General features: G+C 67.2%; 15 protein-coding genes. 8 read left to right on the top strand and 7 right to left on the bottom strand.

Annotation, left to right across the window (positions count from 1 at the left end; genetic code table 11):
• The first annotated feature begins 6 nt into the window (after nucleotides 1–6).
• Nucleotides 7–1,101: a phosphoserine transaminase gene (gene serC, locus JSO19_RS07695; protein ID WP_270912117.1), complete on the top strand. Its 1,095-nt coding sequence runs from the start codon at nucleotides 7–9 to the stop codon at nucleotides 1,099–1,101.
• Nucleotides 1,102–1,127: 26 nt separating this feature from the next.
• Here serC and JSO19_RS07690 read toward each other — a convergent pair whose 3' ends face one another.
• The 3 genes from JSO19_RS07690 to JSO19_RS07680 are packed head-to-tail and all read right to left on the bottom strand — an operon-like array spanning nucleotide 1,128 to nucleotide 3,647.
• Nucleotides 1,128–1,538, bottom strand: coding sequence for an acyl-CoA thioesterase (locus tag JSO19_RS07690; RefSeq protein ID WP_270910826.1), 411 nt, complete (start codon nucleotides 1,536–1,538; stop codon nucleotides 1,128–1,130).
• Between the two features lie 10 nt (nucleotides 1,539–1,548).
• Nucleotides 1,549–2,229, bottom strand: a complete 681-nt coding sequence (locus JSO19_RS07685) for a LuxR C-terminal-related transcriptional regulator (protein WP_217133382.1) — start codon at nucleotides 2,227–2,229, stop codon at nucleotides 1,549–1,551.
• Nucleotides 2,226–3,647, bottom strand: coding sequence for an ATP-binding protein (locus tag JSO19_RS07680; RefSeq protein WP_270910824.1), 1,422 nt, complete (start codon nucleotides 3,645–3,647; stop codon nucleotides 2,226–2,228). The genes JSO19_RS07685 and JSO19_RS07680 overlap by 4 nt, the downstream gene beginning before the upstream one ends.
• Nucleotides 3,648–3,762: 115 nt before the next feature.
• On the opposite strand from JSO19_RS07680, the gene JSO19_RS07675 reads away from it, so the two are divergent.
• Both JSO19_RS07675 and JSO19_RS07670 read left to right on the top strand, forming a co-directional pair.
• Nucleotides 3,763–5,322 (top strand): PspC domain-containing protein, encoded by a 1,560-nt coding sequence (locus tag JSO19_RS07675; protein ID WP_270910822.1) that lies wholly within the window; start codon nucleotides 3,763–3,765, stop codon nucleotides 5,320–5,322.
• Entirely contained in the window at nucleotides 5,319–5,714 is a 396-nt protein-coding gene (locus JSO19_RS07670; RefSeq protein WP_270910820.1) for a hypothetical protein, read from the top strand. The genes JSO19_RS07675 and JSO19_RS07670 overlap by 4 nt, the downstream gene beginning before the upstream one ends.
• A gap of 27 nt (nucleotides 5,715–5,741) precedes the next feature.
• On the opposite strand, the gene JSO19_RS07665 is transcribed toward JSO19_RS07670, so the two are convergent.
• Nucleotides 5,742–6,536 carry a GntR family transcriptional regulator gene (locus tag JSO19_RS07665; RefSeq protein WP_217133367.1) on the bottom strand — a complete coding sequence of 265 codons (795 nt, stop codon included), beginning with the start codon at nucleotides 6,534–6,536 and terminating at the stop codon, nucleotides 5,742–5,744.
• Nucleotides 6,537–6,829: 293 nt separating this feature from the next.
• Between JSO19_RS07665 and JSO19_RS07660 the strand changes: the two genes are divergently transcribed.
• Together JSO19_RS07660 and JSO19_RS07655 are read left to right on the top strand one after the other, a co-directional pair.
• Entirely contained in the window at nucleotides 6,830–8,521 is a 1,692-nt protein-coding gene (locus tag JSO19_RS07660) for a DHA2 family efflux MFS transporter permease subunit (RefSeq protein ID WP_270910817.1), read from the top strand.
• 8 nt (nucleotides 8,522–8,529) lie between these two features.
• Nucleotides 8,530–9,066 (top strand): MarR family winged helix-turn-helix transcriptional regulator, encoded by a 537-nt coding sequence (locus tag JSO19_RS07655; RefSeq protein ID WP_270910815.1) that lies wholly within the window; start codon nucleotides 8,530–8,532, stop codon nucleotides 9,064–9,066.
• 9 nt (nucleotides 9,067–9,075) lie between these two features.
• Here the strand turns inward: JSO19_RS07655 and JSO19_RS07650 are convergent, their stop codons facing one another.
• Both JSO19_RS07650 and JSO19_RS07645 read right to left on the bottom strand, forming a co-directional pair.
• Complete coding sequence (locus JSO19_RS07650) at nucleotides 9,076–10,491, bottom strand: MBL fold metallo-hydrolase (protein ID WP_270910813.1); 1,416 nt, start codon at nucleotides 10,489–10,491, stop codon at nucleotides 9,076–9,078.
• A gap of 14 nt (nucleotides 10,492–10,505) precedes the next feature.
• Entirely contained in the window at nucleotides 10,506–10,694 is a 189-nt protein-coding gene (locus tag JSO19_RS07645; protein WP_270910812.1) for a hypothetical protein, read from the bottom strand.
• A gap of 125 nt (nucleotides 10,695–10,819) precedes the next feature.
• On the opposite strand from JSO19_RS07645, the gene JSO19_RS07640 reads away from it, so the two are divergent.
• Complete coding sequence (locus tag JSO19_RS07640) at nucleotides 10,820–11,128, top strand: metal-sensitive transcriptional regulator (protein WP_217133357.1); 309 nt, start codon at nucleotides 10,820–10,822, stop codon at nucleotides 11,126–11,128.
• 7 nt (nucleotides 11,129–11,135) lie between these two features.
• On the opposite strand, the gene JSO19_RS07635 is transcribed toward JSO19_RS07640, so the two are convergent.
• Entirely contained in the window at nucleotides 11,136–11,798 is a 663-nt protein-coding gene (locus JSO19_RS07635) for a M15 family metallopeptidase (RefSeq protein WP_270910808.1), read from the bottom strand.
• Between the two features lie 86 nt (nucleotides 11,799–11,884).
• Here JSO19_RS07635 and JSO19_RS07630 point away from each other — a divergent pair, with 86 nt between their 5' ends.
• Both JSO19_RS07630 and JSO19_RS07625 read left to right on the top strand, forming a co-directional pair.
• Nucleotides 11,885–12,562, top strand: a complete 678-nt coding sequence (locus JSO19_RS07630; RefSeq protein WP_270910806.1) for a response regulator transcription factor — start codon at nucleotides 11,885–11,887, stop codon at nucleotides 12,560–12,562.
• The gene (locus JSO19_RS07625; protein ID WP_270910804.1) at nucleotides 12,555–13,679 is read left to right on the top strand and encodes a sensor histidine kinase; all 1,125 of its coding nucleotides are present in this window, start codon (nucleotides 12,555–12,557) and stop codon (nucleotides 13,677–13,679) included. The genes JSO19_RS07630 and JSO19_RS07625 overlap by 8 nt, the downstream gene beginning before the upstream one ends.
• The last annotated feature ends 32 nt before the right edge of the window (nucleotides 13,680–13,711 follow it).

Raw genomic sequence — 13,711 nt, 5'->3', positions numbered from 1 at the left:
GCCGACATGCTCCCCTCTGACGGCAAGTTTGGGAGCGGTCCGTCGCGCCTTCGCCCTGAGCAGCTCACGAGCCTCACGACGACCTACCGTGATCTGCTCGGCACCTCACATCGGCAGGCCCCCGTCAAAGCGCTCGTCGGCTCGGTGCAGCGCCAGCTGCTCGACCTCTTCGACGCCCCCGACGGCTACGAGGTGGTCATGGGTAACGGCGGTGCGGCCATGTTCTGGGACGTTGCGGCGGCGAGCCTCATCGAGCACCGCGCTCAGTGCCTGAGCTTCGGGGCCTTCGGCAAGAAGTTTGCGCGCGCCGCGGGCGCTCCCTGGCTCGAGACCCCGTCGGTGCGAAGCGCGCCGCACGGAAGTCTCGCCGCTCCCGTCGCCGAGGCCGGAATCGACGTGTACGCGTGGCCCCACAACGACACCTCGACCGGCGTCGTTGTACCCGTCGAACGCGTCGTGCCCGCGAGCGAGGCGCTCACCCTCATCGACGCGACGAGCGCCGCGGGCGGCATCAACTTCGATGCGGCAAACGCCGACGTCTACTACTTCGCACCCCAAAAGAACCTCGGCTCTGACGGCGGCCTCTGGATCGCGCTGCTCTCACCGGCGGCAATCGAGCGCGCCGAGCGCATCGCGGCAAGCGGCCGCCACATTCCCGATTCACTCAACCTGCATCTCGCGATCACGAACTCGAGATCACAGCAAACCGTGAACACCCCGTCGCTCGTCACCCTGGCCCTGCTCGAGACACAACTCCAGTGGATCATCGCGAGCGGCGGCCTCACCTGGGCAGAGTCTCGCGCCCGAGAGAGCTCGGAGATGCTGTACCGCTGGGCCGAGCGCAGCGACTTCGCGACGCCCTTCGTGGCCGACCCCGTGCACCGCTCGCCCGTCAACGCGACGATCGAGTTCGCAGCCGACGTCGACGCACGCGAGCTCTCGCGGCAGCTTCGCGCGCACGGCATCGTTGACGTTGACGCCTACAGTGGCATCGGCCAGAACCAGCTGCGCATCGCCACCTACGTCTCGGTCGAGCCCGATGACGTGCGGCGGCTCACCGAGTGCATCGATGCGATTGTGGGCGGGTTGCGGGGGCGTTGAGTGGCCGCTAGCGCCAAGCCCCTCGGCTAGCGCAGGTGATCGAGCCGCACGCGCTCGGTCGTGGGCGTCGCCACCGTCTGGCCGTGCGGCGTCGCGGTGCCGTGTTCGTCGACCGACACGAAGATAATGCTGTCGAGCGTGAGAATGTCGGCGCCCGTGACCGAGTTGGTGACCCGGCAGTCGAGGGTGATCGAGGTGCGGCCAAAGGCCTTCACGCCGTAGACGATCTCGAGCAGGTCGCCGCGGTCGGCCCGCGAGAGGAAGTTGATCTCAGACATGTGGCGCGTCACGAGGTCGGTCGTGCCGAGCTGGGTGATCGCAATGATCGCGGCCTCTTCATCGACCCACTGCAGCAGCCGGCCACCGAACAGGGCCCCGTGCTGGTTGAGGTCTTCGGGCTTAACCCACTTGCGCACGGTGTAACGAACATCAGTCATGGTCAAAACTCTACAAGAGCCGTCGTGACAGCGCCCAGGCGGTGAGTTCGTGGCGGTTCGAGAGCTGTAGCTTGCGCAGCACGTTCGACACGTGCGTCTCGATCGTCTTGACCGAGAGAAACAGCTCGGCCGCGACCTCTTTATAGGCGTAGCCGCGGGCGATCATGCGCATGACCTCTTGCTCGCGGGCGCTCAGCCGGTCGAGCTCGTCGTCGTGATCGGCCGTCTCGCCGCCGCCTGCACCAAAGGCGTCGAGCACGAACCCCGCGAGCTTCGGAGAGAACACCGCGTCGCCCTCGTGCACGCGCAGGGCCGCGTTCGTAACCTCGGCCCCCGACGAGGTTTTTGTGAGGTAGCCCCTAGCCCCGGCACGAATAACGCTCACGACATCGTCGGCCGCGTCTGAGACGCTGAGAGCCAGCACGCGGGTCGCCGCGCACTCAGGCAGGCCGAGCACGGTGCGGGCAACCTCGGCTCCGCCGCCGCCAGCGCCACCGGGCAGGTGCACGTCGAGCAGCACCACGTCGGGTGCTTCACGCCGAATGAGTTCGACCGCTTCATCGACCGTCGCCGCCTCGCCGAGCACGCGCAGCTCGGGGCCGAGCGACGAGCGCAACCCCGCGCGAAAGATCTCGTGGTCGTCGACAATCACGACCGTGATGCCGCGCTGCTCGCCTACCGTGTTCGTCATGGGGTTTCTGCCGCCTTCGGGGGTTCGGGTGCGGCCTGGGCTGCCGCCTGATCGTTGCTGTTCTCGGGCGCCGGGGCCTGCCCTGCGCGCGCCTGTTCGAGCCGCACCGAGGTGCCACGGCCACCGGGGCCTGGCACGATGCGGGCGCTCGCACCGGCCCGTTCCATGCGGCCAATGATCGACTCGCGCACGCCGAGTCGCTGCTCGCCGATGCGCTCGAGATCGAAGCCCGGGCCGCGGTCGTTAATCTCGACACGCATAAGCTCTGGCGTGGTTTCAAGATACACGGTCACCTCGCCGCCGGCGTGCCTCGCGGCGTTCAGCATGGCCTCGCGAGCCGCCGCGATGAGCGCTTCGGGGCCGACGACGCGCTCGCCCACCACGACGACGTCAAAGCGCACCTGGTGGTTGGCCTCGAGGCTCGCGGCGTGAGCGCTCAGCTCGGCCTCGGCGGTCTCGCGGTCGGGCACAGGCGCTCCGTCGGCCGCGCGAAAGAGCCACTCACGCAGCTCCCGTTCCTGGCCCCTCGCGAGCCTCGCGACGTTTGAGCCGGGGGTCGACTGCTGCTGAATGAGCGCGAGCGTTTGCAAAACCGAGTCGTGCAGGTGGGCCGCGATATCGGCTCGCTCTGCCTCGCGCGCACGGGCCGCTCGTTCGGCGCCAAGCTGCCGGTTTTGTCGCAGCAGCCAGGGCGCGACCGCGAGGCCAACGCCCGCGAGCACGGCGAGCGCCGCACCGATGACGGTGAGCACGCTCGGCTCGCGGGCCGTGATGAAGAACATGAGCACGCCGACCGCGACGAGCGCGAGTGCAGCGAGCACGCGGGGCAGCTGATGCTTCTCGGGGCGATCCCGATCGGCAATGAGCCACCAGGTGAGGCCGACGCCGCCGAGCACGGCGAGCGCGGGCAAAATCGTGTTGAGGCTCAGCTGCGCGCCGAGCTGCACGAGCACGAGTGCGATGCCCGCGAGTAGCAGCACTCCTCCGAGCAAGAGTTCGGCGATGGGCCACCTGCTGCCCTGCTCAGCCTGCGGGGTTTCGCGTGGAGCGCGCCGTTCGCGCTGCTCGCGCACGCGCGACTTTGGCTCCCTCTGGTGCTCGGGGCCGCCGCCCCCGAACCACCGACCGAGGCCCGCGGATCGCGGATCGCCCTCGGCGGCTTGCGATGCCTCCCCGGGTGCCGTGAGCGCGCTGCGAAGCGGAGCAACCCCCTGAGACTCGCCCTCTTCGGGAACCGTGAGCGCGAGAAACACGTACACGACCACCCCTGCACCGCCGATCCCGGCAAAGAGCACCATGCCGACCCGCGCCCAGAAGAGGGGCAGCCCGAGGTGCTGCGCGAGCCCAGCGCACACCCCCATGAGCATGCGCTCACTGCGGGGCCGCATGAGGGGCGGGCGGGGTTCGGGGCTCGACATACCTCTATCCAAGCACCTGCCGGGCGTTCAGGGGAACACCGCAGGGGGTCTCTCGGGGTTCGTTCAGGGCAAACCCCGATGGCGGGGCCGCACCCACCCGCGGCAAGGTAGAAGCATGAACGAATCATCATCTCAGCAGCCAGGGCCCGAAGCGCCCGGCAACCCCGGCGGGTTCTTCCCGTGGGTCCGAGGCTTGGGCGTCGTGCGCGACCCCAACAACCGCTGGCTCGCGGGTGTCGCCTCGGGTATTGCGCGACGAGCTCGCGTCGATCCGCTCGTTATTCGTGCCGTGTTCGTCGTGCTCGCGGTGCTCGGCGGCCCGGGCATTCTGCTCTACATCATCGGCTGGCTCTTCTTGCCCGACGTGCGCGGCAAGATTCACGTTGAGGAGCTGTTGCGGGGGCGATCAACGCCCGGTGTAACGATCGCGGCGGTCATTCTCGTCGTGTGGCTTGTCATCGGGCTCTTCGGGGGCGTCTCACCCTTCTCGCACTGGGACCTCTGGCGCGTCGCAGGCGTGCCGCACTGGATCAGCGTCACCTTCACGGTGCTCTTCTGGATCGCCTTCACCGTGGTCGCGATTATCGTCGTTCAGCGCCTCATCGTGCGGCACGGCAAGGCCCGCGGGACGGCGCAGCCACCGGCCGGAACGCCGGGATACGACGCCACGGCTCAGGGCGGCGCTCCGGCGCAGTCGGGCTCCCAGCCGGGCGCTCAGCCAGGCGCTCAGCCAGGTGCCGAGCCAAGTGCGCACCAGAGCGCAGCCTTTCACGAGGCCCCGCCTGCCGGGCACACCCAAGGCCAGGAGCCTCACAGTACCGAGCCCTCGTTTGAAGAGAGCATGCGCACCCTCGGCAACACCGTCTCGGCGCAGGCCGGCGAGTTCGGCCAGAAGGTATCGTCGAAGGCCACCGAGTGGGGCCAGACGGTCGCTGACACGACCGGCACCTGGAGCAGCCAGTACGCCGAGCACTACGAGAAAACCCGCATGCCCACCGGGCAAAAGATCATCACCCTCGCGATGATGCTGCTCGCTTCTGGCGGCGCCCTCCTGTGGGTTGCAACGGGCAATGCCGTGCCGAATCCGCCGCTTCCGTGGGAAGGTTCTGGCGCGCTCCTCATCGCGATCATCGCCGCAACCGTGACGCTCGCCATCTCGATCATTATCGCAGGCGTGCGCGGCAAGCACACGGGCGGTATCGGCTTTCTCGGGTTTCTCGGCGTCGCGTCGCTGCTCGTGATCGCAGTTCTGCCGTGGGGGTCACGCTACTTCTTCATCGGCACGCAGGACGTGGGCGTCGAATCGACCGGCGTCGTCGCCGCGATCGGCACCACCAACGTCGATCTCGGCGACCTCGACTCAGAGCCGAACACCAAGGAGTTCACGATCACACAGGCCATCGGCAACGTGACGGTCGACCTGCCCCGCACCCGCCCGATCGAGCTGACCGTCAGGGTTGGCGCTGGCAAGATCACCGAGCTGCAGCCCCGCGCGCAGGGCTCGGCCCGCGAGGTAACCCGCGACTCGGGCCTCTTCGCCCACCGCACCTTTCTCGTGAACGGCGACACCCCGGGCACCCCGGTGAACGTGACCGTGACGGTCGGGGCGGGAGACGCCTCGATCACCCCGTCGAGCTCAGAACGCAGCCTGAAACCCTTGGAGATCACGCGATGAATACCACTCCCAACGACGATCAGCAGCCCCTCGAAACCGAAGGCTTCGAGACAATGCCGCTTGAGACGAACGCGTTCGATCCGCAGCCGGGGAGCGAGCAGGCGGGCGTCACGCCTCCGCCGCCAGCCGCGCCACAGCCACCGGCACCAGCGCCGCAGCAGCCCGCCAAGTCGCGGCCCCGCAGCGGCCCCATCGTCTGGGGCACGCTCATGCTCGCCTTTTGCGCGTGGGTCACGCAGCGCACGCTCTTTCCCGACATCGTGCAGACAGGATTGTGGATCGCGCTCACCGTGCTCGGCCTCGGTGCGCTGCTGCTCATCGTCGGGGTCTCGGTCGCCATGCGCGGCAAGCGCGACCCCCAGGCGCCCGTTCCCACGCAACACGAGCGGTAGCCGCCCCGCTCGCCGCGCTCGCGCGGTCTAGCGGCCCACGAGGGTGGGTTTTGGCGAGAACGCCGGCGAGACACCGAGGCCCTGCGAACGGAAGGGGCCTCGGTGCGTGGCCGCGGTGTTCTCGACCACGAACGACGACATGCTCGGCAGGTAGCGATCGTCGGCGGTCTCGAGCACGGTGCCGTGCTCGTCGTACGCGAGGCGGCGCACGCGAAGCAGCGGCGTGCCGAGCGATACCTGTAGTTGCTCAGCCTCGAGGGCCGGCGCCGCGATCGCGTCAATGACGTGGCGGGCGCGAACCGGAGCCCAGCCGAACGCCCCGAGGGTCTGGTAAATCGTATTGTTGTGCAGGTCGGCGCCCAGCAGGTCTTTGCCCGACTCGTAGGGGTAGAGCGAGCGCTCGAGCATCGCAGGGCGCTCGTCGAGCAGGCGCAACCGAATGACCTGCACGAGTGGCGCGTCAGGCAGCACCTGCAGCTCACGCGCCTGCGCTTCGGTCGCCTGAATGGTATCTAAGTGCAGCAGCCGCTGGCCCGGATCGTAGCCCAGGTGCCTCGCCCACTCGGTGAACGACATGAAGGTGTCGAACGACTGCGCGGGCGCCGTGTGCTGCACCCTGGGCGGCGCTCCCCTGCCGCCAATGATCATGCCCTCGGCCCGAAGCGCGGCAAAGGCCTGGCGCACGGGGCCTCGCGACGTGCCGAACTCTTCAGTGAGCGACTTCTCGCTCGGCACCTTGTCACCGGCACGCCACTCGCCCGTTCTGATGCGTCGAATCATCTCCTCATACAGCTGCACGTGAAGCGGTGGCGTCTGGTTCATGCTGTGAGAGTACCCCGCGAACCCACACCTCAGGCCTACCGAAAGGTAGCCAAAACGTGAATACTCGCTGGCCGAATGGTGACACGGTGAAAAAATGCTGAATGTAGTTGACTATCATCAACCATTGCAATACAGTTGATGTTCGTCAACCATTGCGTGCCAGGGCTCTGGTTCTTCACGCGGCCCGCTTCGAAGCCAGCTCACGGCCAGCCCGATACCGAGATATCGAGTGCTCCCGGGCCACCTCACCCTGACGCGCGCAATACACCGCTCACAACGTCTGAAAGACCCGAATGTCTCAAACCCCCCAATCGAGCACACAACCAGGGGTGCTCACCGGCCGCGCCAAAAACATGGCGCTTGCAGGCCTCTTTCTCGCGAACTTTGTCTCGATGCTCGCCATGAATGTCGTGGGCACCTCGATGCCCATCATCATCGCCGACATCGGCGGCACCCAGGCCGCCTTCACCTGGGTCGTCACCGCGACCATGCTCGCGAGCGCCATCTCGACCCCGGTATGGGGCAAGCTCGCCGACCTCACGAGCAAGAAGGCGCTGCTACAAATCGCCCTCATCGTCTTCATTCTCGCCTCAGCCCTCGCTGGCTTCGCGCAAGACCCAACCTGGCTCATCACCTGCCGCATCTTCCAGGGCATCGGCGTCGGCGGCCTCGGCGCACTCGGCCAGATCGTGCTCGCCGAAATCGTCAGCCCCCTTGAGCGCGGCAAATACATGGGCATTCTCGGCGCCATCATGGCCGTCGCGACCGTGGGCGGCCCGCTGCTCGGCGGCCTGCTCACCGACACCGTCGGCTGGCGCTGGAACTTCTACGTCGCTGCCCCCATCGCGATCGTCGCGATCATCATGCTGCAGCGCACCCTGCACCTGCCCGTGCGCAAGCAGAAAATCACGATTGACTACTGGGGCACCGCGTTCATCTCGCTCGGCTTCTCGAGCCTGCTCATTTGGGTAACCCTCGCGGGCCAGAACTTCGACTGGTGGTCATGGGAGACCGCGGCAATGGTGGGCGGCGGCATCGCGGCCCTCGTCATCGCCGTGTTCATCGAACTCAAGGTCGAAGAGCCGCTCATTCCCATGACGCTCTTTCTCAACCGCACCTTCACCATGGCCTCGATCGCCTCGATCGCCGTTGGCCTCGCCATGATGGGCACCGCCGTGTTTCTCGGCCAGTACATGCAGCTCGCGCGCGGCCGCTCGGTCATCGAGTCGAGCCTGCTCACGCTGCCCATGATGGCGGGCGTGCTCATCGCTTCAACCATCGTGGGCCAGATAATCACCCGCACGGGCAAGTGGAAGCGCTACCTCGTCGCGGGCGCACTCGCCCTCATCGTCGGCATGATCATGATGGGCCAGCTGCGCTACGACACCGAATACTGGTACGTCGGCATCTCGATGGCCATCATGGGCACCGGTGTGGGTATGACGATGCAAAACCTCGTGCTCGTCGTGCAAAACACCGTTGAGCCGACCGAGATGGGCGTTGCCTCATCGGGCGTCACCTTCTTTCGCACCATCGGCGGCACCGCCGGCATCTCGGTCATGGGCGCCATGCTCGCCTCGCAGGTCGCCGACTACATCGCCGAGGGCATCGAGAAGTTGCCCCTCAAGCAGCGCGCCGGGGCCGAGGCTCTCGCGGGCGGCCACGTGCCAAAGATTGCCGACTTGCCTGGCCCGATCCGCGATGTCGTCGAATCGGCCTACGGGCACGCGATCGGCAATATCTTCTTGGTCGCCTCGCCGATTGCGGTCGTCGCGCTCATCGCGATTATCTTCCTGCCGAACATTCCGCTCAGCACGAAGAGCAACGCCGAACGCATGGCCGAGCTCGAGGCCGAAGAGGCGGCGGGAGGCCCCGCGGCACACCTGCAAGAACGCGCAGCCGATCGTGTCATGATTGACCCGACGGGCCCCATCACCCTTCCGACGAGCCACCGCCGTGGTTCGAGCGAGACACCGACCGCCTAGGTACCACCATGCACGAAGAACAGCACGCACCGCGCCACGAACACCCTGAGGGAAGCATCGCTGCATACATCACCGACATCATCAGCGAGTTCTCTGAGGTGTTCGCCTCGGCGCGCACCAATTGGTCGCGGTACGCCGAGACGGTGCACCCCGAGCTGAGCGGCGGCGGGCTCATGGTGCTGCAGTTCATCTTGCGCAAGGGACCCGTCACCGCCACGGGCATCAGCCAGGTACTCGACATGGACAAGGCGCTCGTGAGCAGGCAAATCGCCAGGCTGCGCGAGTTCAACCTCGTCGAGGCGCGGCCCGCACCCGACGACCGCCGCGTGCAGCTGCTCACCGGCACGGCAGAGTCAGAAGAGATCATGGCCGAGGTGCGCACCCGCTGGGCCCACTCGTACCACGAGCGCTTCGAAGGGTGGAACGCGAGCGAGCTGCTCGTCTTGCGCGACGCCCTGCACCGCTTCAACGCGGGCACCGTGCCACCCAACGACGGCCCGGCGACCCGCTGCGCGAGGGGCCACCGGGAGGCCGCGGCCGAGTAGCCGGGCTGGCTACTGTGCAGGAGTGCGTTGTGGCTGACTGCCGGGAAGCGCCGCCCATGCCATGTAGCCACCCTCGACCTCGACCACGTCGTAGCCGGCGAGACGAAGCCCGCTCGCCGCGACCGCACTTCGCACCCCGCTGCGGCAGTACATCACGACGGGGCCGGCCTCGGGCGCTGGCAGTTCGTCGAGGTGCCACAGGAGTCTTCCGCTCGAGAGCTGCTTGGCACCCGGCAGGTGGCCCGCCGCATACTCGGTCTTGTTGCGCACGTCGAGCAGGAACCCCCGGGCCTCACCCGGCTTCACCACGGCCGGCCGCACGAGCGGGAGCCCCTCGAACGAGGTGACAAAGCCCGCGAGCGTGTCGATGCCCACCCGAACGAGATGGTCGCCGAACTGCTCGGCGGCCTCGCGCGACTCGGCAAGCACGACGAGGGGTCGCCGCTCGGCCTCTGGGTTCACGACCCAGGCGCCGTAGCTCGCGGCCTTCGCCGAGCCAGGCACAGCGAGGGCCCCGGCGAGGGTTCCCTCGTGCACGGCCGTGTGGTGACGGGTGTCAATCACGACCACCTCGTCGCGCTCGATGAGCTTCGCGAGCTCACGGGCCGCGTACTCGCGAAGCGGTGGCCGCTCGCCCATCACCTCGGGGCCGAGCTTGTTCTGCCTCTTCATGCGCTCAAAGTAGGCGTGGGCGTCTGGCTGCCCGTCGAGCAACGCCGCGACAAAGCCCTGCTCGTCGTCATCGCGCAGGTACTCGGCCCACCACGAAAAGTTGCGCTCGTAGCCCACCGTAGTGGCGGCGATCGAGCCGAGGGCTTTGCCGCAGGCCGAGCCAGAGCCGTGCCCCGGCAGCACCTGCACGTAGTCGGGCATCGTCACAAAGTGTCGCTTGAGGCTCTCGAAGAGTTGGGTCGCGCCCGCAAAGCGGGTGTCGGTGAAGCCCGCGGCCTCGTCGAGCAGGTCGGGCCTGCCAAGGTCGCCAACGAACACGAAGTCTCCCGTGAGCATGAACCCCGGCTCGGGCGACTGCGCACCGTCGGTCACGAGAAACGAGAGGTGCTCTGGGGTATGCCCCGGCGTGTGCACCGCCTCAAGCGAGATGTTGCCGAGCTCGATGCGGTGCCCGTGCTTCATACGCACGGCCCCGTCGAACCGCTCGCCGTAGGACCAGTCGGGCCCGCCCTCGTCAGAGACGTACACGCGGGCGCCCGTCTTGGCCGCGAGCTCGCGAGTGCCCGAGAGGTAGTCGGCGTGAATGTGCGTCTCGGTGACGGCGACAATGGTCATGCCGTTCGCCGAGGCAATGCGCTCGTACACCTCGGTGTCGCGCCGGGCGTCAACGACAATCGCCTCACCCCGTGCCTGGCAGCCGATGAGGTAGCTCGCCTGCGCGAGATCTTCGTCATAGATGCGTTCGAGAAGCATGCGTGACCCCGCCCCTAGCGCCCAAACAGCCGCGCAAAGAAGCCCCCGCCAGAGGCCTCTTTTGCCGCCTGCATCTCAGCCTGCGAGTGCTTGCCGCCACACCATTCGCCGCTCGGCACCGTGGCCTTCACCATCGCAACGTGCTGGCCGCAGCCTGCCCAGGTGGTCTTGCCGCAGGTGCGGCACTTTGCTGGTCGACACATGATTCGTCTCCTGTCGTGGGTCGTCGGTTTGACGCGAAAATAAATACCCCCGGGGGTATTCTTGAGCAACTATACCCCCTGGGGTATGATCGGTGTCAAGCACGAACCCGAGAAAGGCCCACAGCATGACCGAAGCACACCCCACCGAGGCCGGCACCACGAACGCCGCATCGCCGCGCGATGCCGACGCAAAGCGCAAGGTCGTCAACCGACTGCGCAGGGCCCACGGTCAGCTCGCCGCCGTCATCACGGCGGTCGAAGACGACGCGCACTGCCGCGACGTCGTGCAGCAGCTCTCGGCCGTCTCGAAGGCACTCGACCGCGCGGGTTTCCTCGTCATCTCGAGCGCCTTGCAAGAGTGCATCGCCGACCCCGACAATGCCGAGAACACCGACCCGCAAGAGCTCGAGAAGCTCTTTCTCTCACTCGCCTAAGCGGGCATTAGAGCCGCGGATCATAGGTCGGGTCGCGGTACGGCTCAGGGCATCCCTCGGCGACCGCTTCGGGCACGAATTCGAAGTGCCACACCTCATTCGCGTAGGTTTGGCAGAGGCCGTACGCGGCACCCTCCCGTTGCAACCAGGAGGTCGCCTCTAAGTCGCCAATGTCGACGGCATGGCCAGAAACGTGTGACGAGGTTTCGGCGGGGGCGACCCAGCGCTGCGCCTCTTCTCGCGAGCCATAGGTGGCAATCGCGTCATCGATGAGGCGTTCCTGCAGGCCGACCGATCGCCACCCCGAGTTCACGAAGAATTCGATGCCCTCGGCCCGCGCATCGCTCGCCGCATGTTGGATCGCGGCGAGTAGCTGCGGGTCCAAGTGCGCGACCGCGGGGTGCTGCTCGTCAAACACCGAGGGGCGACGGTTCTCATCGACCTCACCCGTTTCGCCCGAGGTCACCCCTGGGCCGCCCGCGGCCTCGTCAGCGCTCGTAAAGGCCGCGTCGCCGCTTCCTCGAAACGGTGCGAGCACCATGCCTGCGGCCGCCTGAATGCCGTGGGCGGCGAGCATGGCGATGAGGGTTGCGATGACCGCGAGCACGACCATGAGGCCGGCCCTGCGCAGGCGGTAGTCGTGCTGAGTGTTGTTTCGTTGTGCGTTCATGCCTCAAGAACACCAGGCGGCGCGTTGCCAGGGCGTATCGAAATTTGCATATGTTTTCGATACACCCGGGTGTGTACGATCACAGTATGCGCGTGCTGATTCTTGAAGATGAGCCCCTGCTCGCAGCGGCGATCAAAGACGGGCTGCGTCTCGAAGCGATCGCGGCCGACATTGCCGGTGACGGCGACACCGCCCTCGAACTGCTCAGCATCAACGACTACGACATGGCGGTACTCGACCGTGACGTTCCCGGGCCCTCTGGCGACGAGGTTGCCCAGCACATTGTCGCTGGCGGCACCGGCACCCCGATCATCATGCTCACGGCGGCGAATCGCATCGACGACAAGGCGAGCGGCTTTGAACTCGGCGCCGACGATTTCCTCACGAAGCCGTTCGAGTTTCGCGAGCTCGTGATGCGCATTCGGGCGCTCGACCGCAGGCGCTCCCGGGCCGAACCTCCCGTGCGCGAGATCGCGGGCATCACGCTCGACCCGTTTCGCCGCGAGGTGTACCGTGACGGGCGCTACATCGCACTCACCCGCAAGCAGTTCGCGGTGCTCGAGGTGCTCGTCGAGGCGGCGGGCGGCGTTGTGAGTGCCGAACAGTTGCTCGAGCGGGCGTGGGACGAGAATGCCGACCCCTTCACGAACGCCGTGCGCATCACGGTCTCGACGCTGCGCAAACGGCTCGGCGAGCCCTGGGCCATCGCGACGGTCGCGGGGGTCGGCTACCGCATCGACACGGGAGAGCCCGGCCGTGCATAGCGAGAAGCGAGGGGCCCGCAGGCCCGGCCTGAGCGCGCGGGTCAAGCTCACCCTGAGCTACGCGGGATTTCTCACGATCGCGAGCGCGCTGCTCCTCGCGGTCGTGTGGCTCTTTCTCTTGCGGTACGTGCCCGACGCCCCCATTTTTGTCGACGGCATGCACGTGCCCAACCGCACCGACCTCGAGCGGGCCTTCGCCCCGAAAATCATCTGGGCGCCGCTCGGCATCATCGCTTTTGGCCTCATCGGCGGCTGGTGGCTCGCGGGCCGCATGCTCGCGCCCCTCACCCAGATCACCGAGGCCGCGAAGCTTGCAAGCGGCGGATCGCTCACGCACCGCATCGCGATGCCCGGGCCAAGAGACGAGTTTCGCGACCTCGCCGATACCTTCGACGAGATGCTCGCTGAGATTGAAACGCACGTCGCCGAGCAAGAGCGTTTCACCGCGGCGGCCTCGCACGAGCTGCGCACGCCGCTCGCGATCACCCGCACCATGATCGAGGTCGCGCGCGAAGACGAGCATGCCGACCTGCGAGCGCTGCTCGAGAGCCTGCACCTCGTCAACACGAGGGCAATCGATCTGGCCGACGCGCTGCTCCTGCTGCACTCGTCGAGCCACCGGCTCACGAACCCCTCACCCGTTGACGTGTCGCTGCTCGTCGAAGAAGCGACCGAAAGCCTCCTGCCGCTCGCCGAGAAGCGGGGCATCTCGCTCGAGGTTGTGGGCGAAAAGGCGCTTGTGCTCGGCGCCGAGTCGCTTCTGCAACCCCTCGTGCTGAACCTCGTTCACAACGCCATCGTGCACAACCGCCCGAGTGGCGGCGGCAGCGTCACCGTCATGACCACCGACACCCCTCACGGTGCTCGCCTCACGGTCGTGAACACGGGGGTGCCCGTGAGCGGGGCCACGGCCGACGTGCTACTCGAGCCCTTTCAACGTGCCGCGGGGCGCGTTCGCGGCACGGGCGACGATCACGCGGGCGCGGGCCTCGGCCTCAGCATCGTGCGCAACATCGTGCGCGTGCACGGCGGAACGCTCGACTTCACCCTCCTGCCAGAGGGCGGCGCGCGAGTGGTCGTTGACTTTGCCCCTTGTGTTCCAAGCCAGGGCGCGTAGCCTGGGGGCACCACGTCACCGGTGAACAGGAG

This window comes from Leucobacter sp. UCMA 4100 (genome assembly GCF_027853335.1).
Lineage (GTDB): Bacteria > Actinomycetota > Actinomycetes > Actinomycetales > Microbacteriaceae > Leucobacter_A.
Note: the sequence above shows the minus strand (reverse complement) of the source record. Positions and strands in the feature narration are given on the sequence as shown.